This is a genomic window from Sodalis sp. RH21, from assembly GCF_047324175.1.
GTDB lineage: Bacteria > Pseudomonadota > Gammaproteobacteria > Enterobacterales > Enterobacteriaceae > Acerihabitans.
Window position 1 is genome coordinate 5,378,532 of the sequence record NZ_CP178732.1, and the last position, 23,129, is coordinate 5,401,660.

General features: G+C 58.2%; 18 protein-coding genes. 7 read left to right on the forward strand and 11 right to left on the reverse strand.

Features of this window, described 5'->3' with window-relative positions:
* Positions 1–149 precede the first annotated feature (149 nt).
* Positions 150–1,466, reverse strand: coding sequence for a glutamate/aspartate:proton symporter GltP (gene gltP, locus ACL2XP_RS24860; RefSeq protein ID WP_413736081.1), 1,317 nt, complete (start codon positions 1,464–1,466; stop codon positions 150–152).
* 547 nt (positions 1,467–2,013) lie between these two features.
* Here gltP and acs point away from each other — a divergent pair.
* The 3 genes from acs (at position 2,014) to ACL2XP_RS24875 (ending at position 6,049) form a co-directional block, all read left to right on the forward strand.
* On the forward strand, positions 2,014–3,972 hold the full coding sequence (gene acs / locus ACL2XP_RS24865) for an acetate--CoA ligase (protein WP_413736083.1): 1,959 nt from the start codon (positions 2,014–2,016) through the stop codon (positions 3,970–3,972).
* A 63-nt stretch (positions 3,973–4,035) separates the two neighbouring features.
* Entirely contained in the window at positions 4,036–4,353 is a 318-nt protein-coding gene (locus tag ACL2XP_RS24870) for a DUF485 domain-containing protein (RefSeq protein WP_413736085.1), read from the forward strand.
* Entirely contained in the window at positions 4,346–6,049 is a 1,704-nt protein-coding gene (locus tag ACL2XP_RS24875; protein ID WP_413736087.1) for a cation acetate symporter, read from the forward strand. Before ACL2XP_RS24870 ends, ACL2XP_RS24875 begins: the two co-directional genes overlap by 8 nt.
* A 130-nt stretch (positions 6,050–6,179) precedes the next feature.
* Here the strand turns inward: ACL2XP_RS24875 and ACL2XP_RS24880 are convergent, their stop codons facing one another.
* Together ACL2XP_RS24880 and ACL2XP_RS24885 are read right to left on the reverse strand one after the other, a co-directional pair.
* Positions 6,180–6,869, reverse strand: a complete 690-nt coding sequence (locus ACL2XP_RS24880) for an LrgB family protein (RefSeq protein WP_413736089.1) — start codon at positions 6,867–6,869, stop codon at positions 6,180–6,182.
* On the reverse strand, positions 6,862–7,287 hold the full coding sequence (locus ACL2XP_RS24885; protein ID WP_413736091.1) for a CidA/LrgA family protein: 426 nt from the start codon (positions 7,285–7,287) through the stop codon (positions 6,862–6,864). Before ACL2XP_RS24885 ends, ACL2XP_RS24880 begins: the two co-directional genes overlap by 8 nt.
* A gap of 103 nt (positions 7,288–7,390) precedes the next feature.
* On the opposite strand from ACL2XP_RS24885, the gene ACL2XP_RS24890 reads away from it, so the two are divergent.
* A complete protein-coding gene (locus ACL2XP_RS24890; RefSeq protein ID WP_413736093.1) occupies positions 7,391–8,296 on the forward strand; it encodes a LysR family transcriptional regulator in 906 nt (301 codons plus the stop codon).
* An 18-nt stretch (positions 8,297–8,314) separates the two neighbouring features.
* Here the strand turns inward: ACL2XP_RS24890 and ACL2XP_RS24895 are convergent, their stop codons facing one another.
* The 6 genes from ACL2XP_RS24895 to fhuD form a co-directional block, all read right to left on the reverse strand.
* Positions 8,315–9,961, reverse strand: coding sequence for a Na+/H+ antiporter (locus ACL2XP_RS24895; protein ID WP_413736095.1), 1,647 nt, complete (start codon positions 9,959–9,961; stop codon positions 8,315–8,317).
* A 289-nt stretch (positions 9,962–10,250) separates the two neighbouring features.
* Positions 10,251–11,618, reverse strand: coding sequence for an NCS2 family permease (locus tag ACL2XP_RS24900; protein WP_413736097.1), 1,368 nt, complete (start codon positions 11,616–11,618; stop codon positions 10,251–10,253).
* Between the two features lie 222 nt (positions 11,619–11,840).
* Positions 11,841–12,500 carry a glutathione S-transferase gene (locus tag ACL2XP_RS24905; RefSeq protein ID WP_413736099.1) on the reverse strand — a complete coding sequence of 220 codons (660 nt, stop codon included), beginning with the start codon at positions 12,498–12,500 and terminating at the stop codon, positions 11,841–11,843.
* Between the two features lie 169 nt (positions 12,501–12,669).
* The gene (locus ACL2XP_RS24910) at positions 12,670–14,937 is read right to left on the reverse strand and encodes a TonB-dependent receptor (protein WP_413736101.1); all 2,268 of its coding nucleotides are present in this window, start codon (positions 14,935–14,937) and stop codon (positions 12,670–12,672) included.
* Between the two features lie 189 nt (positions 14,938–15,126).
* Positions 15,127–17,100 carry a Fe(3+)-hydroxamate ABC transporter permease FhuB gene (fhuB, locus tag ACL2XP_RS24915; protein WP_413736103.1) on the reverse strand — a complete coding sequence of 658 codons (1,974 nt, stop codon included), beginning with the start codon at positions 17,098–17,100 and terminating at the stop codon, positions 15,127–15,129.
* On the reverse strand, positions 17,097–17,945 hold the full coding sequence (fhuD, locus tag ACL2XP_RS24920; protein WP_413739286.1) for a Fe(3+)-hydroxamate ABC transporter substrate-binding protein FhuD: 849 nt from the start codon (positions 17,943–17,945) through the stop codon (positions 17,097–17,099). The genes fhuB and fhuD overlap by 4 nt, the downstream gene beginning before the upstream one ends.
* Before the next feature lie 180 nt (positions 17,946–18,125).
* On the opposite strand from fhuD, the gene fhuF reads away from it, so the two are divergent.
* A complete protein-coding gene (fhuF, locus tag ACL2XP_RS24925) occupies positions 18,126–18,836 on the forward strand; it encodes a siderophore-iron reductase FhuF (protein WP_413736105.1) in 711 nt (236 codons plus the stop codon).
* Positions 18,837–18,893: 57 nt separating this feature from the next.
* On the opposite strand, the gene ACL2XP_RS24930 is transcribed toward fhuF, so the two are convergent.
* Entirely contained in the window at positions 18,894–20,240 is a 1,347-nt protein-coding gene (locus tag ACL2XP_RS24930; protein ID WP_413736107.1) for an aspartate aminotransferase family protein, read from the reverse strand.
* A 100-nt stretch (positions 20,241–20,340) separates the two neighbouring features.
* Here ACL2XP_RS24930 and ACL2XP_RS24935 point away from each other — a divergent pair, with 100 nt between their 5' ends.
* Positions 20,341–21,261 carry a LysR family transcriptional regulator gene (locus ACL2XP_RS24935; protein ID WP_413736109.1) on the forward strand — a complete coding sequence of 307 codons (921 nt, stop codon included), beginning with the start codon at positions 20,341–20,343 and terminating at the stop codon, positions 21,259–21,261.
* Between the two features lie 27 nt (positions 21,262–21,288).
* Here ACL2XP_RS24935 and ACL2XP_RS24940 read toward each other — a convergent pair whose 3' ends face one another.
* Positions 21,289–22,047 carry an SDR family NAD(P)-dependent oxidoreductase gene (locus tag ACL2XP_RS24940; protein ID WP_413736110.1) on the reverse strand — a complete coding sequence of 253 codons (759 nt, stop codon included), beginning with the start codon at positions 22,045–22,047 and terminating at the stop codon, positions 21,289–21,291.
* A 136-nt stretch (positions 22,048–22,183) separates the two neighbouring features.
* Between ACL2XP_RS24940 and ACL2XP_RS24945 the strand changes: the two genes are divergently transcribed.
* Positions 22,184–23,098, forward strand: a complete 915-nt coding sequence (locus tag ACL2XP_RS24945) for a LysR substrate-binding domain-containing protein (RefSeq protein ID WP_413736112.1) — start codon at positions 22,184–22,186, stop codon at positions 23,096–23,098.
* Positions 23,099–23,129: the final 31 nt, after the last annotated feature.

Consider the following 23,129-nt stretch of genomic DNA (forward strand, 5'->3'; position numbering starts at 1 on the left):
TGGCACTCAAGGATGAGAGCCATAATCGCGCGCCCGAGCCCTCATGGATGGATTTACGGCATCTTTACGATCTTGCCTATCATGCCCGCAAATATGGCTTTGTCATCAAGCTCTGCGGCGCTGGAACAGCGCCGCTTTTTTATGGGGTTTTACACCGGCAGCGAGGAGGTTTCCCGCAGCGCCAGCAGCTGTTTTTCATAGGCCAGGGCTTTGTCGCCGTCGAACTGGTTTTCCCATTTGGCGATCACCAGCACCGCCAGCGCATTGCCCACCACGTTTAGCGCGGTACGGGCCATATCCAAAATGCGATCGACCCCGGCGATAAACGCCAACCCTTCCAGGGGGATGCCTACGCTGCCAAGCGTCGCCAGCAGCACCACGAACGAGACGCCCGGCACGCCGGCGATGCCTTTCGAGGTCACCATCAGGGTCAGCACCAAAATGATTTCCTGGCCGATGGACAGATTAATGCCATACAGCTGGGCGATAAAAATGGCGGCGATACTTTGGTACAGCGTGGAGCCGTCCAGATTAAAAGAGTACCCGGTCGGCACTACAAAACTGGTGATGGCCGGCGGCGCGCCATAGGCTTCCATTTTTTCGATGATCCGCGGCAGGACGCTCTCCGAGCTGGCGGTGGAATAAGCCAGGATCAATTCCTCTTTCAAAATGCGGATCAGCATCCAGATACGCAAATGACATAAGCGCGCCACTCCCCCCAGAACCACCAGGGCAAAAAACGCAATCGCCGCGTAAACCAGCAACACCAGCTTGGCCAGCGGCAGCAGCGACGAAAACCCGAAGTTGGCGACGGTCACCGCAATCAGCGCGAATACCCCTACCGGCGCATAGCGCATGATCATATGGGTCACTTTGAACATGGTTTCGGCCACCGCTTTAAATACATTAAGCAGCGGGGTTTTGGTCTCGACCGGCAACGCCGCCAGCCCCAGGCCAAACAGCACTGAAAAAAAGATTACCGGCAGCATTTCCCCGCGCGCCATGGCGGCGAAAATGTTCTGCGGAATAAGGGAGAGAATTGTGCCCACCAGGCTATGACCGCCGCTTTGTATCTGCTCGGTGGTCTTTTCGTACTGCGATATATCCACCGCCGACAGCGTGGACATATCGATCCCGTGCCCCGGCTGGAAAACATTGGCCAGCGTAATGCCCAGCACGATGGCGAGCGTAGTGATGATCTCAAAATAAAGAATGGTTTTCAGGCCCAGGCGGCCTAACTTTTTGGCGTCGCCGACCCCGGCAATGCCCACGATCAGCGTGGAAATCACGATGGGCACGACGATCATTTTAATCAGGCGGATAAAAATATCGCCGGCCGGTGCAAGTATATTGCCGATAAGCCACTCTCGGCTCTCCAGCTGGTTATGTAGTATCGCGCCTAAGCCGATGCCCAGGATCAGGGCCAACAGAATTTGCCAGGCAAGCGTAATTTTTAACTTTCTCATAACAATATCATTTTCCCGAAGTGAGCCCGCCGGGGCCAATTATTATCCTGGCTGGTGATGGTCAGCGCTTTTCTACACCATTTAGACATGCGCGGCGGGGTCTGTTTTCAAAAGGCCTAAACCCGAGGACGTAACTCTGTACCATCTCAAAAAGCCTCAATGCAAGCATTGATTTATACGCGCTTCGCATTGATTTATCCTTCATAGGGGAAAATCACAGGTAATAAAATTATAACCGCATGTAAGTAAACGAATAATTTATTTAAATAATTCATTATTTAATGCATAGGCACACCTATTTCAATGCTTTTATTTTGCTTTTGCGGCGGTTGCCGCTTGGGATGTATTGCGCAAAAAAACATCAAATGTATGACAAATATGCGGGTTGGAACGCCCGCAAATTCCGCCCTGGCGACAGATTTTTAGCCGTCGTAGCAAACCCTCAACAAAGATGCGTGATCTAACGCGCAAAAAGGAAACAAAGCCCCGTGAGCTGGTTCAATTAACCTGCGCTTGACATATCATTAACAAATACAAGGAGGAAACCATGAGCCAACCGCATACTTACCCGATTCCGGCTGATATTGCGCATCGCGCCCTCATTTCCGAGGAGCAATATCGCCAGCTTTATCAGCAGTCTGTGACCGACCCCGAGGCTTTTTGGGGAGAACAAGGCAAGATAATCGATTGGATCACCCCATATAAAACCGTTAAAAACACGTCTTTCGATCCCGGCCACGTGCGAATCCGCTGGTTTGAGGACGGTACGCTGAATGTATCCGCCAATTGCCTGGATCGGCACCTTGCGGAACGCGGCGATCAGACCGCGATTATTTGGGAAGGGGACGACGCCGGCGAAAGCCAGACCCTGACCTATCGGCAATTGCACCAGGCGGTCTGCCGTTTCGCCAATGTATTGAAATCCCAGGGTATCGCCAAAGGCGATGTGGTGGCGATCTATATGCCGATGGTGCCGGAAGCGGCTGTGGCGATGCTGGCCTGCGCCCGCGTCGGCGCCATTCACTCCGTGATTTTCGGCGGTTTTTCGCCGGAGGCCATTGCCGGGCGTATCGTCGATTCCAGCGCCAAGCTGGTGATTACCGCCGATGAAGGTATCCGCGCCGGCCGTAAAATTCCGTTGAAGAAGAATATCGACGACGCGCTGAAAAATTCGGCGGTGAAAACCATCGGGCGGGTCATCGTTTTCAAGCGCACCGGCAAACAAATCGACTGGACGCCGGGACGGGATCTATGGTGGCACGACGCGGTGGCGGACGCCGCGGACGACTGTCCGCCGCAGGCGATGAACGCCGAAGATCCGCTGTTTATTCTGTATACGTCCGGTTCCACCGGCAAACCCAAAGGCGTGCTGCATACCAGCGGCGGTTATCTGGTTTATGCCGCCCTGACCTTTAAGTATGTCTTTGATTATCATCCCGGCGACATTTATTGGTGTACCGCCGATGTGGGCTGGGTGACCGGCCACAGTTATTTGCTGTATGGCCCCCTGGCCTGCGGCGCCATTACCCTGATGTTCGAAGGGGTGCCCAACTGGCCGGACGCAAGGCGCATGGCCCAGGTGGTGGATAAACACCGGGTCAATATCCTTTATACCGCGCCGACGGCCATCCGCGCGCTGATGGCGGAAGGCGATAAAGCCATCGAAGGCACCAGCCGGGAATCCCTGCGCATTATGGGTTCGGTGGGCGAGCCTATCAATCCCGAAGCCTGGGAATGGTATTACCATAAAATCGGCAACGCCAAATGTCCGATCGTGGATACCTGGTGGCAGACCGAAACCGGCGGCTTTATGATCACGCCGCTGCCGGGGGCCACGCCGTTAAAAGCCGGCTCGGCTACGCTGCCGTTCTTCGGGGTGCAACCGGCGCTGGTGGATAACGGCGGCGTCGCCCAGGACGGCGCGGGCGAAGGCAACCTGGTGATTACCGACTCCTGGCCCGGGCAGGCGCGCACCTTATATGGCGATCATGACCGCTTCGAGCAAACCTATTTCTCCACCTTTAAAGGCATGTATTTCAGCGGCGACGGCGCGCGGCGCGACGAAGACGGCTATTACTGGATCACCGGGCGCGTGGACGATGTGCTGAACGTTTCGGGCCACCGCCTGGGCACCGCCGAAATAGAATCGGCGCTGGTATCCCATCCGAAAATCGCCGAAGCGGCGGTGGTCGGTATTCCGCACAATATCAAAGGCCAGGCCATTTACGCGTATATCACCCTTAATCACGGGGAAATGCCCACCGCCGAGCTGTATAACGAAGTGCGCAGCTGGGTACGCAAGGAGATAGGCTCGATAGCCACCCCGGATATCCTGCATTGGACCGATTCACTGCCCAAAACCCGCTCGGGCAAAATTATGCGACGCATTTTGCGCAAGATCGCCGCTGGCGATACCAGCAATCTTGGCGATACCTCGACCCTTGCCGATCCCGGCGTGGTAGAAAAGCTGTTAGAAGAAAAACAATCCATGAATATGCCTTCATAAAACCCTCGCCGCCCGCGGGCGGCGCTTTCCGATCATTACCTCTACCCTACTGGAGAATCCCTGATGAATGACACCATTTATCAAAGGATAGCGAGTAATCCGCATTTCAAAGAACTGGTGGCGAAACGCCAGCGTTTTGCGATGCTGCTCTCGCTGATTATGTTGGTGCTCTACTATGGCTTTATCCTGCTTATCGCTTTCGCACCAGGCTGGCTGGGCACGCCATTGCATGAAGGCGCCAGCATTACCCGCGGTATTCCGCTGGGCATCGGTTTAATTGTGATCTCTTTTATCCTCACCGCGGTCTATGTCATCCGGGCCAACGGGGAATTTGAACGTTTAACCCAGCAGTTGCTGCGGGAGGTAGGGCATAATGAATAAATCCTTCAGGTTCCTGCCGGGTTTGCTGCTGGCCATGCCGTTACTGGCGCAGGCGGCGCCGGCCGACCGGCCGCAGCCGCTGAATGTACAGGCCATCATCCTGTTCGTGGTGTTTGTGGCGCTGACGCTCTATATCACTTATTGGGCCTCGAAAAGAACCCGTTCGCGCAAAGATTATTATACCGCCGGCGGCAATATCACCGGTTTGCAGAACGGGCTGGCAATCTCCGGCGATTTTATGTCGGCCGCCTCGTTCCTCGGTATTTCCGCGCTGGTCTATACGTCCGGCTACGACGGTCTGATTTATTCACTGGGCTTCCTGGTCGGCTGGCCGATAATCTTGTTTTTAATCGCCGAGCGTTTGCGCAATCTCGGCCGTTATACCTTTGCCGACGTGGCATCCTACCGTTTAAAGCAAAAGCCTATCCGTACGCTGTCCGCGTGTGGTTCTCTGGTGGTGGTGGCGCTGTACCTGATTGCCCAGATGGTGGGCGCGGGCAAGCTTATCCAACTGCTGTTCGGCCTGAACTATCATGTGGCGGTGGTGCTGGTGGGCATATTGATGGTGATGTACGTGCTGTTCGGCGGCATGCTCGCCACCACCTGGGTGCAGATCATCAAAGCGGTATTGTTGCTGGCCGGCGCCAGTTTTATGGCGCTGATGGTGATGAAAACCGTGAATTTCAGCTTTGATACGCTGTTTTCCGAAGCCATGAAAGTGCACAGCAAAGGCGCGGCCATCATGCGGCCCGGCGGCTTGGTGTCCGATCCTATTTCCGCGCTGTCGCTAGGCCTGGCGCTGATGTTCGGCACCGCGGGCCTGCCCCATATCCTGATGCGGTTTTTTACCGTCAGCGATGCCAAGGAAGCCCGTAAAAGCGTCCTGTATGCCACCGGCTTCATGGGTTATTTTTATTTTTTAACCTTTATCATCGGCTTCGGTGCCATTTTGCTGGTGGGGGCCAATCCGGTCTTCAAGGACGGCACCGGCGCGCTGCTGGGCGGTTCCAATATGGCGGCGGTGCATCTGGCCAATGCGGTGGGGGGCAACTTCTTCCTGGGCTTTATCTCGGCGGTGGCCTTCGCCACCATTCTGGCGGTGGTGGCCGGTTTGACCCTGGCCGGCGCCTCGGCGGTCTCCCACGATCTCTATGCCAGCGTGATCAAGGAGGGCAAAGCCACCGAGCGGGATGAACTGCGGGTATCAAAAATCACCGTGGTCGTCCTGGGGATCGTGGCGATAGCGCTGGGCGTACTGTTTGAAAACCAAAATATCGCCTTTATGGTGGGATTGGCATTCTCCATTGCCGCCAGCTGTAACTTCCCGATTATCCTGCTGTCGATGTATTGGTCGAAACTGACCACGCGCGGCGCGATGGTGGGCGGCTGGCTAGGCCTGATTACCGCGGTGGCCCTGATGATCCTGGGGCCGACCATCTGGGTGAAGGTGCTGGGCCACGCGGCGCCGATCTATCCCTATGAATATCCGGCGTTATTCTCCATGCTGGTGGCGTTTATCGGTATTTGGGCGTTTTCGATCACCGACACGTCCGCCCAGGGGGCCAAAGAGCGCGGCCTGTTTTTCGCCCAGTTTATCCGCTCGCAAACCGGCGTGCGGGAACCTGCGGCCTTGCGGCCTGAGACCGCCGCCCCGCCGCGTTTTAACAAAGAGGGCAAGATCATAAAAACGCCGTAGCGCCCGCGCCGTTAACTCAGCCCCGCCAGGGCGGCGCTCATCTTTGGGCGCCGCCCTGGCGAAACCGGCGGTTCGCGTCGTTCAACCGCGTTGCCGGTGCCGGCGCATGCGTTCTCGGCGCACGGCGTGGTTACCACATCAGATGGCCGATAAGCGGCGCCACCATGACCGTCACAATGCCCGCCAGCATCATCACCAGACTGGACACCACCCCTTCTTCATTGCCCATTTCGTAGGCCCGCGCGGTACCCGCGCCGTGGGATGACGCCCCAAGCCCGGCGCCCTTGGCCATTTTAGCCCGCACCGACAGCCGCAAGAAAACGATATCGCCAATCGCCATGCCGAATACCCCGGTGATCACCACGAACAGCGCCACCAGATCGGGCTGGCCCCCCATCTGCTTTGCCGCTTCCAAGGCAAAAGGAGTGGTAATGGAGCGCACCGCCAGGCTGCGCTGGATCACCTCCGGCAGCGCCAGCAGACGCGCCAGCCAGACCGAACTGGCCACCGCCACCAGCGTAGCGGTAATAACGCCGGCGCTCAATGATAGCCAATGCTGGCGAATCACCGTCAGGTTTTCATATACCGGCACTGCAAAAGCGATGGTGGCCGGTCCCAGCAGCCACAGCAGCCAATGGGTTTCCACCAGATAATGCTGATAAGACACATGGGTCACCGCCAGCAGGGCCACCAATACCGCCGGGGTAAATATCAGCGGCATCAGCATTAAATGGTGATGCTGGCGATAAAGTTTTTTATTGGCGAAATAAAGGACCAGCGTCACAAATAAGCAGACCACACCCAGGATAATATCAATCATGCTGGGATATTCTGCGCGCCGCCAGCCATAGCTCAAAACGATAAACCCGCTCCACCACCAGGCCGGTAATGCCCAGCACCAGGGCGGTGCTCACCGCGATCACCAGACAGATGCGCCACCCGTCCACCAGCAGCAACTGGGTATAATTAATCACCGCCACCACGGCGGGGACAAAAAACAACAACATTTCCGCCAGCAGCCAACGCGCTCCGGCCGAGACCCAGCGCACCGGCAACACCCCTGAGACAATCAGCGCCAGCAGCATGAACATGCCGACCACATTCGCCGGCAGCGGCAGATGATAGCGATCCACGACTTGCTGGGCCGCCAAAAACAAACCGATATACAGCGTTACCTGAATCAATAACTGAACCTGCAGCACGCACAGCGGCATGGTCACACGCCCCGGCAACAACATGATCCGTTCCTTTTCACGACAAGAGAGCCTGCATTATAGGCGGGGCGGCAATCGTGCTGAAAATGAATTAATATCATAGATATCATTCCCACTAGGAATAGTAATGGATATCCGTACCCTGCGGTATTTTGTTGAAGTGGTCCGGCAGCAAAGCTTTACCCGCGCCGCGCAGACGCTGTTTGTCACCCAGCCGACCATCAGTAAGATGCTCAAGCACCTCGAAGAAGAGCTGGACTGCCGTTTACTGATTCGCGACGGGCGCAAGCTGCGGCTGACCGACAGCGGCCAGGCGGTATATAACCGCGGGTTGGCTATTCTTGATGAGTTCCGCCAGCTCCAGGCGGAGCTGGAAGATATCGGCTCCTTGAAAAAAGGCCGGCTGCGCCTGGGCATACCGCCCATGGTCGGTACCCAAATGGCGGATTTAATCAGGGATTTTCGCCGCTTATATCCCGGCATCGAGCTACAAATCGCGGAGTTCGGCGGCCTGACGGTGCAACAGGCGGTACTGTCGGGGGAACTGGATCTGGCGCTGACCGCCCTGACCGTCGACACCGAAGCCGACCTGACCGTGCTGCCTTTATTCAACCATCCGCTGTGCGCGGTGGTGCCGCGCACAGCCCCCTGGCTTAACCGCACGTCGGTGCCGCTAAGCGAGCTGGGACGCTGGCCGGTGCTGATTTATAACGAGGATTTCGCGCTGTACCGGCAATTAATATCGGCCTTCCAGGCCGAGGGAATTAACCCGCAAATCGCGGTACGCAGCGGGCAGTGGGATTTTCTGGCGGCCATGGTGGAAGCCGGGATCGGCATCGCCATACTGCCGGAGCCTATCTGCCAGCGGCTGGATAAAAGCCGCCTGCTCTGGCTGCCAGTGGCCCCGCTGATGACCTGGCAACTGGGGTTGATTTGGCGGCAGGGCAGCTATCTGCCCCACTGCGCCCAGGCGTGGATCGCCGCCTGCCGCAAACACTGGCCGCAGGAGGAACAGCCCACCCTGCTGCCATAACCGGTATAATTCCCGGTATTATTCGCTTTCGATCAGCAGCGCTTCCAGCAAATCGAGATCGTGCAGCAGTTTGACCAGGGTTTCATTGCTGATCTTTTGCTGCGCGCGCAGGTGATAATACTCGCCCCGCTCGGCGCGCAGGGCATTGAGCCGCATGCGGCGCTCAAGGTTTTCGATCAGCAAGGCGTTGCCGGGGTCGTTTTTGCCGTCGATGCGCCGGCGCAGATTGCCGATTACCCGGGAGCTGACCTCGGAAAGCACTTGGTCATCAATATTTTCTTCCTGATCGAGCGCCAGCCGTTCCTGCATCTTATGCAGGCTTTCGATGGCCACTTCGGCGGCTGCGGCCCGCGCCATGCGCTCCTCCTTGCGGTGCAGCGCTTTATCCGCCACCACGATGCCGCGCAGCAGCAGCGGCAGCGCGATCACCCCGCAAATCAAAGAAAACAAAATCACCCCGGCGGCGATAAACACCAATTGATAGCGCGAGGGAAACGCCGAACCGTCGCTGAGAAACAGCGGAATGGACAATACGCCGGCCAGGGTAATCGCCCCGCGTACGCCGGCAAACGAGGCAATCAGGATTTCACGCATGCTGTAGTCGCCGAATACCATCGGCCGTTTTTTCAAAAACCGCTGGCTGAATTTTTTCATCAGCAGCAGCCAGCAAAACCGCAACAGCATTAGCGCCCCGTAGATCACGACGATATCGGTAAACAGCATCCAGGTTTCAATGGTAGGGTCCAGTTCGGCCTGGGTAATGGAGGTGGATAGAATTTCCGGGAACTGCAGACCCAGCATAATAAACACCATGCCGTTGAAGACAAATTCCAGCATGGCCCAGACGCTGTTGGCTCGCAGGCGCATGGCCAGCGGCGCATTACGGATAATGCCGGACTGGCCGATGGTCATGCCGGAGGCCACCGCCGCCAGGATGCCGGAGACGCCGAGGTGTTCGGCAATCAGGTAGGAGGCAAAGGGCAGCAACAGCAGCAGTACCGTCTGGGTGGCAGGGTCGTCGCCGCTCCAGCGGTTAATCAGACGCAGCGATTTGCTGTAGGCCCAGGTTACCGCCACCCCGGCCAGCAGCCCGCCGGCCGCCACTTTCACGAATTCCAGCGACGCGCCGCCCACGGTAAACACCATGGTGCCCATCGCCACGGCAATGGCGAATTTCAGCGAGACCAGGCCCGACGCGTCGTTCATCAGCGCCTCGCCTTGCAAAATATCCATCAGTTTTTTGGGAATGCGGCCTTCGCCCACGATGCCCGAAAGCGCCACCGCATCGGTGGGGGACAGCACCGCCGCCAGCGCCAGCGCGGCCACCAGCGGGATACCCGGCACCATCCAGTAAATCAGGTAGCCCACGCCGACCACGGTAATCAATACCAGCACCAGCGCCAGGGCCACGATTTCGCCCCCATGGCGCAAAAACTCCCGCGCCGGGGTTTTCCAGCCGTCGGCGAACAGCAGCGGCGGGATAAACAGCACCAGGAATAGTTCCGGATTAAAATCCACATGCAGGCCAAACTGCGGCCAGGCCAATAGCGCGCCCAGAGCGATTTGCATTAACGGCAGCGGAATTTGAAACGGGAGAATGCGCGTAATCACACCCGACAAGGATACGATCAAGGTGAGAATCAAAATGGTAAAAAAGATTTCCATGCTTACCTTAGTCTTCAGATCTATCTACGTCCACAGTCCGGCCTGGGAAGGTACAGGCCCGTAACGCGAGCCTTGATAGTAGAACATTTTGACAAAAGTTAAAAACCTGTTATCGACCAGCGGCGGCATTTTTTAACTTTATTTTGGCGGTTTATTACGGACATAAAAAATCGGGCATAAAAAAACCGCCCCGGTTGAAAATCGGGGCGGCCTGATTATGGACCTAATTAAAGACGCGCCCGACCAGGCTGCGGATATACCGTCGCCGCGCAGGTGGATGCGCCAGGCGTCAGATCGCCCAGCCACCGGCATAAAAGGTAACCAGGGCAACGGCGATAATGACCGTGCCGAGGTTAAGTTTACGCCATTCGCCGGCAAAAACGCGTCCGATAACCAGCGACCCGAACCCCAGCATGATGCCGGTGACGATATTGCAGGTCAGTACGATAAAGGTCGCGCACAGCAGGCCGGACATGGCATCGACAAAATCGCTGAAATCGAGTTTGGCGACATTGCTCAACATCAATAGCCCCACATACATCAGCGCCGGCGCGGTAGCGTATCCCGGCACCAAATAAGATAGCGGCGACAAAAATAAAATCACCAGGAACAACAACCCGACGATAGTGGCGGTCAGTCCGGTTTTACCCCCGGCGGCGGTGCCGGCTGCCGATTCGATATAGACCGCGGCGGGGGATGCCCCGACCAGGGACGAAAAGATGCTGCTCAGGGAATCCGCCGTCAGCGCCCGGCCGCCGTTGATGATTTGTCCGTCTTTATCCAGCAGGTTCGCCTGGCCCGCCACCGCGCGGATGGTGCCGGTGGCGTCGAACACCGCCGTCATAACCAGCGCCAGCACGCTCGGCAATACCGCCGGTTGCAGCGCGCCTTTAATATCCAGATTGAAAATCAGCGAGTGGCCCTGGCCGTCGGACAAGGTGGGCAGCGCGAATAATCCGCGATAGCTGACGCTGGGATCAAAAATCAGGCCCAACACGGATATCACCACGATGACCAATAAGATCCCGCCCGGCACGCGCAGTTTCTCCAGGCCAAAAATGGCCGCCAGTCCCACCAGCGACATAATCACCGGGAAAGACGCGAAGTCCCCCAGCGCCACCGGGAGTCCTTCAATGGGGTTTTTTACCACCAGGCCGACGCCGTTGGCGGCGATAATCAGCAAAAACAGCCCGATGCCGATGCCGGTGCCGTGCGCCACGCCCATGGGCAAATTGTGCAAGATCCATGAACGGATGCCGGTGGCGGAAATTACGGTAAATAGCACCCCCATCAGGAATATCGCGCCTAATGCCACCGGTACGCTGATATGTTGGCCGAGCACCAGGCTAAAAGCGGTAAACGCGGTCAGGGAAATGGCGCAGCCAATGGCCATCGGCAGGTTGGCCCATAACCCCATCAGCAACGACCCAAACGCGGCCACCAGGCACGTGGCGACAAATACCGCCGCCGGAGGAAAGCCCGCCTTGCCCAGCATGCCGGGCACCACAATCACCGAGTAGACCATGGCCAGAAAGGTGGTCAGGCCGGCCAGCACTTCCTGGCGCACGCTGCTGCCCCGTTCGGAAATGCGGAACCAGGCATCGAGGGCAGAGCGCGGCCTGGTATCCCGGGCGGCCGGATGGGTGGAGCTGGACATATCAAATCCCCTAAAATTATACGCTTATCGTCAAATGAACGGACGCTTCCCCGGAAGCAACCGCGCAGCTCAGCGCAATCGTTTACCCGCTGGCGGCAAAACAGGGCGATGATCGGGCGGGGGAAGCGAGGGCAGGGATTATCCTGCCCGCATAGGGGGGATATCAACTTAAAATTCCACTAGCTGACAAATTATTGATTTGGGTCGGGTAGCGGCTTCCGGTTAGTTTTGCTGTTCGCGTTTTTTGGCCCGTTGATATGCCGGGCGCTGCTGAAGTTTAGCGAGATAGGCTTGCAATGCCGGGTAGCCGTCGATGCCGACGCGCGAAGCCAGGCCCTCCAGCGGAAAGCTCATCTGGATATCCGCCGCGCTGAACCGCTCGCCGGCGAACCATGGGTGCTGGCTTAAATGATTTTCCAGATAACGGCTGTGGGTCAGCAACTGCGGGTCGACATATTTTTGCTGCACCCCTTTACCGAGCGCCGCGCCCACGGGACGTACCAGCAGCGGCACCGGAGCTTTGCCCAGCATGCCGAAAATCAGTTTCATCACTAGTAGCGGCATTAACGACCCTTCGGCATAGTGCAGCCAGTAGCGATACCGAATCCAGCCATCGCCATGGGTATCCTGGGGCGCCAGCATATATGCGCTGTCGTAGCGGTCCTCAACGTAATCGATAATCGCCCCCGACTCCGCCAGGGTCAGCCCGCCGTCGGTGATAATGGGCGACTTGCCCAAGGGGTGGACCCGTTTTAACGATTCAGGCGCCAGCATGGTCTTTTCGCGCTGGTAATAGATAACGTCGTAGGGCAGATCCAGCTCTTCGAGTAACCATAAAATACGGTGTGAACGTGACTTATTCAGGTGGTGAACGGTAATCATCGGGCGCTCCTTCAATAAATTTCCTGCTATTACTGTAGTTCACCCACGGATAGTTCACCTGTGGGTAGTTCATATATGGATAGCTCGCCTGCGGACCGACATCAGCGCCAAAACAAAAAAACCGCACCGGCGTCTGCCGGTGCGGTTATAGGGCGATAAAACACCAGTATCAGAAGTCGACGGTCATCGACACCTTGGCAACGCGCGGCTCGCCCTGGGTCAGGTAACCGCCGGTGGCTGAAGCCCAATATTTTTCATTGGTGACGTTTTCAACCCCGGCACGCCAGATAATATTATTTTTCGGCAAATTCATATTGTAGCGCAGGCCCAGGTCCAGCCGGGTCCAGCCGTCGACTTTCAGGTTATTGGCTTCGTCCGCGTATTGCGAACCGGAGCGAATAACCTTGCCGGTGGCGGTAATACCGGTCAGGCCGGGGATATCATACTCGCCGCCCAACACTACTTGGTAGCGGGGCACGCCCACCGCATCGTTGCCGTCATAACGCCCGTCGTCGGTGCTGGTCATCTCCGGATCCATCCAGGTCACGCTGCTATTTAAACGTACGCCGTAGACCGGTTCGCCAAACAGATTAAATTCAACGCCGCGGTTACGTACTTCGCCATAGTTGCCGTATTCATAAAGATCGCCCACCGGCTTGTAGGCGCCGATGGGTTTTTTGATTTCAAACACCGCCAGCGAACCGGCAACGGTGCCGTAATCCACCTTGATCCCGGCTTCGTTTTGCTTGGACGTTTGGATACCGGCCACCTGGCCGCTGTTGATTACCGTCTTGCCGTTAAAGGTGCCGCCCGCCGTTGCGCCGGCCTGCAAGGCCTCGATATGATTGGCGTAGAACGAGAAATGGTCCCAAGGCTTAACCACCAGGCCAAAGGCCGGGGTCACCTTCATTTGCTCAAAGGAATCCGATTCGCTGCCGTCATAATTGTAGTTGCGCACCACCACGTTCTGGCGGCGTAATCCCCCGATAAGCTGCAAACGGTCGTCCAGCATCGACAGATTATCGGATATCGAGACGCCATCGTTGCGGGTACGGCTCTTCGTACCCGGATCGCCCATATTGCCGCCGGTATAAAGATTGGTTAAGGGCTCGCTGACATCATTCGGATCGTAAATATTGGTGTTAACCGAGGCGGAGGTCATGGTGTAGGCGGAGCGAGTTTTGCGATAAAGACTTGAATAGCCGATGTTCACGCTGTGCTTGATAAAGCCGGTATTGAATTTACCCCTGACACCCGCCTGGCTGGAGAAACTATCGGCAAAGTAAGGCACCGTCATCCGGCTCATGGTGGCGTTGCCGTCGTTGTCCTGTAAAGTCGGCGAACCGTATTTGCCATATTCATGGGTATGATTGGCGCCCACCGCCGCATAGGTGGTCCACGAATCCGTCACATCATATTCGCCGCGCAGCATGCCGAACTCATTTTCAGTATCGGTATAAGCCCATTGCTGGCCGTAGTTGCGGGTGGCCGAAGGGGCATCGGGCACCTCGGTGGCGCTACCGAGATAAACCACCGGCCGGCCGCCGTGCACGGTCTGTTTGCTCATGCCGAAATCAAAAGACGACCGGAAACGATCGCCGCGGTAATCCAGGCCGATGGAGCCGAGGGTCAGGCGGCGCTGTTCATCATCGATCGCCGCTTCGCCTTCGCGGTGGACAGCGTTGACCCGCACCCCGAACTGATTGTTATCGCCATAGCGCCGGGCCAGATCCACCCCGCCGCCCACTTGTGATGATGACGTATAATCCAGCGAGACCCGGTTAAGGGGCTCATCGCCGGCGCGTTTCGGCTCAACGTTAACCGTCCCGCCAACCCCCGTGCCCCCAGGCGGTACGCCGTTTAAAAACGCGCTGGAGCCTTTTAATAATTCAATACGTTCTGCAAATTCGGTGGGGATGATTTGCCGCGGCAGCACGCCGAACAGGCCGCCATAGGAAACATCTTCACCGGCCAGGGGGAATCCCCGCACGACAAAGGTCTCGGCATAGTTGCCGTAGCCATAACCGCTTTGTACCGATGCATCGTTGTTCAAGACATCCGACAGTGAACGCGCCTGCTGATCCTGGATCAGTTTGGAGGTGAAACCCACCACGCTGAACGGCACATTGTTGGCATCCTGCTGACCTAAAATCCCTACCCGGCCGCCATTGGCGATCGGTCCGTCCATAAAGGCCGGCACCAATTGATCGCCGCCCGCGCGAAACGTGTTATCCGGCGCGGCCACCACGGTAATGGTATCGGATTTGCCATTGGCCGGCGCCGTGCTGGCGTCGGTTCCCGCGGCGGATGTCGCCGTGGTGGTGGTCGCGGCGCTTGCCGGCATGGCCATCGCGGCGCAGCACGCGCTGATAATCACCGCCAACAGGTGCGGTAAGGGCGTGTTGCGCCCAACGGGAGAAAGATCGGCAGTACGCATGTGCAGAAAACCTATATTGAATAATAATGATAATGATTCTTATGAGAGTTCAGGATTATGCAAAACACCAAAAATTTTGCAAGAAAATTATTGAACTATTATCTATTCTCTTGCGTAAAGCTAAGAAAGCAGCATAAAAAGTGGTTTTTTAGCGCCATCTCCCCGACGTTGGCCGGGAGATCGGCGACGTTAGGACGTTTGGCGGCGCAGTAAATAGATAAAATACGGCGCGCCAAAAAAGGTGGCCAGCAGCCCGGCGGGGATTTGATAAGGGAAGATGACAAAACGGCCGCACCAATCTGCCGCCATCATTAGCGCGCCCCCCAGCAGGCAGGCCACCGCCAGTTGCGGCAGGGCGCGGCGATAGCCGATCAGCCGGGCCATATGCGGCGCCATCAGGCCGACGAAGCTGAGCGGGCCGACATTCATGGTGGCGGCGGCAATTAACCCGGCGGCCAGCAGTAAAATAGCCAAACGCGCCGGCTTCAGCGCCACGCCGGCCGAGCGCGCGCTGGCGCCGCCCAGGGGCAATAACGCCAGCCAGCGCCGCACCAGGGGCGTCAGCGCCAGTAATACTACGCCAATGGCGGCGGTACGGATGGCTTGCCCGCCGCTGACTTTGTAAGTGGAGCCGGATAACCAGGTCAGCACCGAGGTCATGCGCGGATCGCCGCTGATTAGCATCAAGGTCAGCAGCGTGGAAAACAGCGTGCTCAGCGCAATCCCCACCAGCAGTAAACGGCCGCTGGAAAAGCCGCCGCGCTGGGCCAGCGCCATAATCAGCAGCAGGGTGAGCGCCGCGCCCAGGCTGCCGGCCGGCAATAGCCAGGCAAAGGCATCCTCCGGCACCAGCAACAATAGCAGTACGACGCCAAACGCCGCGCCGGAGCTGATGCCCAGGATTTCCGGACTGGCCATGGGGTTACCGGTCATTTTCTGGATCAACGCGCCCGCCGCCGCCAGCATGGCCCCCGCCACGCCGGCCGCCATGACGCGCGGCCAGCGCCAGCGCCACATCTCCTGCGCCGACCAATACCAGCCGTAGCCATCACGTCCCAAGGTCAGCGCCAGCAGGGTTATCGCCGCCAACAAGGCCAGCCCCGCCAGCATGCCCGGGCGGGTAAACCGCCGTTCCGGCGCCAGGGTTTGGGCATTATCCACCGCCGCCACGCGGGTATCGCGCAGTTTAGGCAACAGCCACAGCAACAAGGGGGCGCCGACCAGCGCCGTGGCGGCGCCGGTGGGAATATCGATCCAAAACCGGGCCAGCATAATCATCAGTTGATCGCTAAGCAGCAGTAACAGCGCCCCCAGCAGGCAGGATAACCCCAGGCGGGGCAACAGACGGCGCGCGCCCAGCATTCGCGCCAGCAGGGGGGCGAACAGCCCGATAAAACCAATGATCCCGGCCGCGTTAACCAAAAAAGCGCTCAGGATGATTGCGAGACCCAAGCCAGCCAGGCGTGCGGCAACCAGCCCCAAGCCCAGATTGCGCGCCACGCCGTCATCGAGTCCCATCAGCATCAGCGGCCGCAGCATCATCAGTACCAGGACCAGGCCAATGGCCAGCCGGGGCAACAAAAACTGCACCATGCCCCAGTCTTGCTGGTTCAGCATGCCGCTGCTCCATAAATAGATGCTTTGCAGGCGCTCATAATTAAGCAGCGCCAGCAGGCTGCGGACCGCGCCGCAGTATAATCCCAGGACCAGCCCGGCCAGGATCAGGGTCACCGGCGATAAACGGCGTCCCCAGGACACGCCGAACACCAGGCCGCCCACCGCCAGCGCGCCGATAATCGTGGCCAGTTGCCGAGTGGCCTCGCCTCCCGGCAATACCCATAATGTCGCCACGGTCAGCCCCAGTTGCGCCCCCGCCGATACCCCGAGGGTGGTGGGTTCGGCCAGCGGGTTACGCAAAATCTGCTGGAACAGGGTTCCCACCAGTCCCAGCCCGGCCCCCACCAGCAGCGACAGCGCCGTGCGCGGCAGCAGGCTGTAATGGAATACCATTCGATCGATATTGGCGGTGAGCGGGTGACCGGCGGCCTGCCACCAGAGTCCGAACGGCAACTGGCGGATAAAATTCAGCCCGGTAAACGTTAAGGCCAGGGTAAACAGCAGCAGGATTAACCAGAAGGAGAGTGCCGGCACGCGATGGCTCATGCCGCTGACTCCAGCGCTTGCTCCAACTGCTGGCAAAAGCGCATGGCGGCAATCGTGGCGCCGAAAAACCACACGGCGGGCACGATGCGCAATTGGCGCTCGCGCACCATTGGCAGCGTATGCCAGAGCGTGGATTGGCTGATATCAAACAGCGGGTCCTGCCGGCCGCGGTGAAAACAGATGCCGCGTACCTGGCTAAACTGCGCCAGCCGCTCCAGCCCCACTACCGTACTGCCCCAGATATTTTCATCGCCGTCCCAGGCGTTTACCACGCCCACCCGATCCATAACGTCCTGGAACAGGCTGCGTTTACCGATCACCATAATGCGCCGGCTATCAATAAAGGAAAACAGCAGGACCGGGGGATAAGGCTTGGCCGCCAGCCGCCGGCGGGTCTGATCCAGCTGCCGGTCGATAGCGGCAAAGTGCCGTTGGGCGCGGCCCGGCAATTCCAGGCGATCCGCCAGGTCCTGCACGTCCTGCCGGGCCACGGCCAGCGGGCGTTCGCCCTTGCGGCTAAAACGAAACGTCATGGTGGGGGCGATGGGGGCTACGCTTTCCGGTGCCGGGCCAAAACCATCGGAGAGTAAGATCAGCGACGGGCGCAGGCGTTGCATCGCTTCCATATTGGGTTCGTTACGCAAACCCACATCCAGTACCGAGGATGCCAGGGCGGGTTCCACCACCCAACTGCGGTAATTGGGCACATCGGCAACGGCGATGGGCATCACGCCAAGGGCGATTAATAGTTCCGCCGGGCGCCACTCCAGCGCGATAATCCGTGCTAAATCGGGCGCGGCGCCGGCCGCGACACCGCGGCCGGACCACCAGGGCAAAACGGCCATCGCCTGCAATAGACGTCGGCGATAAGCATCATGAGTCCGCATAAATATTAAATATAAATAGTTATCATTCTGATTTTGATCGCCTATTATGCCCATTCGGAGAGTGACTGCAAGCCGCTCGCTTGCGGTATCGTCTTTCCGTTGTTTTTAATCAATTTTTTTGATGGATACAGGATGCTTATGAAGCTCGCCGCCGATATCGCCGACAGTTTTTTATTTGCGCCCCCAGCGGGCAGCAGCGTGTATTCGGCGGAAGATTTATGCCGACCGGACACGGCGCGGGCGGCGCTGGACCCGTTTATACGCCAGCATAAGGGGGAAGATGCGGCGGCGGTGATCTCCATGTGGTCGCAGTGGTATTTTGCCCGCCTGTTGCCCGCCTGGACCAAGATTAATTTGCTGCATGGCTGGCAACTGCCGGCGGCGCCGCGGTCTATCCGCTTTACTTTGGCCGAAGGCGGAGTCCCCGAGCAATTTATCCTGGCCGGACAAGGGGAAGCCATACGCCCCGACGCCGATATTTTTGCGCGGTTCCAGCCGCTGGTGGAAGAGCATTTACAACCGGTATGCCTGACCCTGAGCCGTTTATCGGCCATTAAACCGGGTATGTTCTGGAATAACGCCGCCATCCGCATCGCTTATGGCTTTACTTTGGCCCAGGAGCTGGCGGCGGATATCGGCGGCGCCGGCCTGCTGCTATCGAGTAAGACGCAGCCCGACGGTACGATAAACCGCCTGTTTGAACCGGTGCGGTACGTGAACGACGAAAAGGGGGGCGTCAAAGCGATCCGTCGCCTTTGCTGCCTGCGTTACAAAATCAGCGATACGGTTTATTGCCCCAGTTGCCCATTATTACAGGCCAACCGGCGCAAGACCCGCTGCCGCGGTTAGGCAGCTGAGATTAGGCGGCTAACCGGCCGCGCGCCCGATAAATGAGCGCTATCCGTGCTATGCGACCTGGGCGATAGACTCGCCCACCGCGTCAAATAGCCGGTCAAGCTCGTCAGGCGTGGTGTTAAACGCCGGGCCGAACTGCAAAGTGTCGCCGCCAAAACGTACATAGAATCCGGCCTGCCATAACGCCAGCCCGATCTCCATCGGCCGGATAGTCGCGTTGCCATCCCGGGGCGCCAGTTGAATCGCCCCCGCCAGGCCGCAGTTGCGGATATCAATAATATGTCCGGCACCGCGCAAACCATGAATCGACCGTTCAAAATACGGCGCCAGTTCGGCGGACCGCGCGACCAGTTGTTCCCGCTCCAGCAATGCCAGCGTAGCCAGGCCGGCGGCGCAGGCCACCGGATGGGCCGAATAGGTGTAGCCATGAGGGAATTCCACGGTGGAATCAGGCGTATCCTGCCCCATAAAGGTATCGTAAATCTCGCTGCTGGCCACCACCGCGCCCATCGGGATGGCGCCATTGGTGATCTGTTTGGCGATATTCATGATATCCGGCGTGACGCCGAAATATTCCGCGCCGGAATAACGCCCCAGCCGGCCAAATCCAGTGATCACTTCGTCAAAAATCAGCAATATATCGTGAGCGGTGCAAATCTCGCGCAGACGCTGGAGATAACCTTCCGGCGGCACGATCACGCCGGCGGAACCGGACATCGGTTCGACAATCACGGCGGCGATATTCGATGCGTCGTAAAGCTCGATTTGTTTTAGCAGATCATCCGCCAACGTCATGCCGCCGGTGGGCGCCATGCCGCGGGTAAATGGAAGATGGGTTTGCAAAGTATGCGCCAGATGGCTCGCATCCATCAGGTGCCCATACATTTTACGATTGCCGCCGATGCCGCCCAGGCTGGTGCCCGCGACATTCACTCCATGATAGCCGCGCGCGCGGCCAATCAGCCGGGTTTTCGCGGGCAGGCCTTTCAGACGCCAATAGGCGCGGGCCATTTTCACCGCCGTATCGGCGCATTCGGAACCTGAATTCGTGAAAAACACATGATTAAGCGTGCCGGGCAGCAGCGCGGCGATTTTATCCGCCAGGACAAAAGACAGGGGGTGGCCGTACTGGAACGCGGGAGAGTAATCAAGCGTGCCCAATTGGCCGGCCACCGCCTGCTGAATCTCGGTACGGCCATGCCCTGCCCCGCAGGTCCATAAACCGGACAGGCTGTCAAAAATCCGGCGGCCGCGATCGTCGGTCAGCCAGTTGCCCTGGGCGGCCACAATGATGCGCGGATCCCGGTGAAACTGCCGATTGGCGGTAAAGGGCATCCAATGGGCCCGCAAATTCAGGTTACCGGTGTCATACCCGGGTTCAGACGACAAGGTGCTCATGCCAGCTCCGAATGGAAACTAATGGAAATTCAGCTTGCAGTAAAAACATAGGTGAGTTAAAGCTGAATTTTCTTATCGTCAGATTAGCCATAACTAACCTATGCCGCGAAAAGATCCCCTGAGCCAGGTCAGCGATTTTGATCTGCGCCTGCTGCGCTTGTTTATTACCGTGGCGGAGTGCGGCAGCTTTACCGCCGCCGAAGGAATGCTGGGCATCTCCCGCTCCGCTATCAGCCAGCATATGAAGGATTTGGAACGGCGGCTGGGTATGCGGTTGTGCCAACGGGGACGGGGCGGTTTTGCCCTGACTATCGAAGGACAAGAAGTGCTGCAGGCGGCACAGAGGACCCTGGTGGCGATAGAAACCTTTCGCACCGACGTCAATCAGCTGCACCATCACCTGCGCGGCGATTTAAATCTCGGCATTATTAATAATCTGGTGACCCTGCCGCGCATGCGGATTACCCGGGCCTTAAAGGTCCTGCGCGATCAAAGCAGCGGCGTGCGGATTAACCTGAGCATGACCACGCCGGCGGAGATCGAGCGCGGCGTGCTGGACGGCAGACTGCATGCCGGGGTTATTCCCGACATAGCATCGCTGTCGGGCCTGGTCTATCTCCCGCTGTACCAGGAAAATTCCTTTTTGTATTGCAGCCGGGAGCATCGGTTGTTTAACCAGCCCGACGCCGCCATCAGCGACGAGATGCTGGCGACCCAGGATGCCATCGTGCCCACGTACCGCCTGCCGGCCACCGCTATAGCTTTGTATCAGCGCCTTAACGGCGCGGCCAGCGCTTCCGACCGGGAAGGCATCGCCTTTTTAATCCTGTCGGGGGGGTTCATCGGTTATCTGCCCGACCATTATGCCCGCCACTGGGTGGCAACCGGCACCCTGCGGCCGCTTTGCCCCGAGCGGCTGAATTTTACTACCCCGCTGGCGCTGATCGTCCGCGCCGGACGCGGCGGTAACTTGATTCTGGACCGTTTTATGGCGGCAATAGAGCAGGACGAAGCGGGCTGAACGCCATGGCGCCAGCCCGTCGGGAGATCAAATAAACATACCGCCCGAAGCTTCGATCCGCTGCCCGGTGATCCAATGGGTGCCCTCGCTTAACAAACCCGCCACCGCGCCGCCAATATCATCAGGCAAGCCCACCCGGCCAAGGGCGGTAATCGAGGAGAGCTGCTGATTCATCTCTTTATTATCGCGCACCACCCCGCCGCCGAAATCGGTTTCTATCGCCCCCGGGGCGATGGCATTAACGCTGATGCCCCGGCCGCCCAGCTCTTTGGCCTGATAGCGGGTCAATACCTCGATGCCGCCTTTCATGGCGGCATACGCGGCAAAACCCGGCGTGGAAAAACGGGTCAGGCCGGTGGAGACATTCAGTATCCGGCCGCCATCGTTGATTAAGGGCAATAGAACCTGGGTCAGGAAAAACGGCCCTTTCAGATGGATATTGACCAGTTGATCGAATTGCTGTTCGGTGGTATCGGCAAATGCGGCGTGGATGCCGACGCCGGCGTTATTTACCAGAAAATCAAAGCGATCGCGTGCAAAGTCTTTGGCCAACACCGCGCTGACGGCCGTGGCGAATTCGCCGAACGCGTCGCTGTTGCCCACATCCAGTTGCAGCATCACGGCCCGGCCGCCGGCGTTGGCAATTTCCGTCGCCAGCGCCTGTGCTTCGTCCGCTTGGCTATGGTATGTGCCGATTACATCAATGCCCTGCGCGGCGAGGTGCAGCGCGATATTTTTGCCCAGCCCGCGGCTGGCGCCGGTAATTAACGCAACTTTTTTGCTCATGGCATCTCTCCTGAAAAGCGTGGAAATGGTGTGAATTAACCTGATGTATCAGCTTATTGGCCGGCAGACTATAGATAAAGCCGCTAAAATCGGAAATACTGTTCGCCACAACAGAACAATAACGATCGGTGAAGCCATGATTAACAAACTGGAATTACTGCGCAGCTTTATGCGGGTCGCCGAACTGTCGAGTTTTACCCAGGCGGGAGAGAGCCTCGGGCTGCCGAAATCGACGGTATCCGAGCATATACAAACGCTGGAAACCCTGGTTGGCGCGCGCCTGCTGCACCGCACCACCCGGCGGGTCAGCGCGACGCAGGACGGGCTGGTGCTGTATGAGCGCAGCAAAGACATGCTGGCGAATATGGACGAACTGGAGAGCCTGTTCCGCCAGGATAATCAAGTATTGGCCGGGCGGCTGCGCATCGATATGCCCACCAGTTTTGCCCGCGCCCTGGTGCTGCCCCATCTCGGTGAATTTTTACGCAAACATCCGCAGGTGCAAGTTGAAATCAGCTGCACCGATCGCCGGGTGGATATTGTGCGCGAAAGCTTTGACTGCGTGCTGCGCATCGGCGAATTAACCGATGCCACCTATGTCGCGCGGCGGCTGGGATGGTTGTCGATGGTGAACTGCGCCAGTCCATCCTACCTGGCGACTTACGGCACCCCCCGCATCCCCGGGGAGCTCGCCGGGCATTTCCTTATTCATTATGTCCCGCTGCTGGGTTCGCATCCTGAAGAATTCATCTACCTGCACCAGGGCAAACAACAGGGCATCGCGCTGCCCGCCATGGTGACGGTCAATAACGTCGATGCCTACGAGGCCGCCTGCCTGGGCGGTTTGGGCATTATTCAGGCGCCCATTCTCGGTATGGCCGATCATTTTACCGCCGGCCGTCTGGTGCCCATCCTGCGGGATTACCCATCGCCGCCGATGGAAATATCGCTGTTGTACGCCCATCGCCGCTACTTGCCCCAGCGCGCGCGGGTATTTATGGATTGGCTTGCGGCGCTGCTGGCGCCTTATACCAGCCAAAAACAGCAGTGACGCATATCCGCCCGGCCGCGGAGGCTGGAAT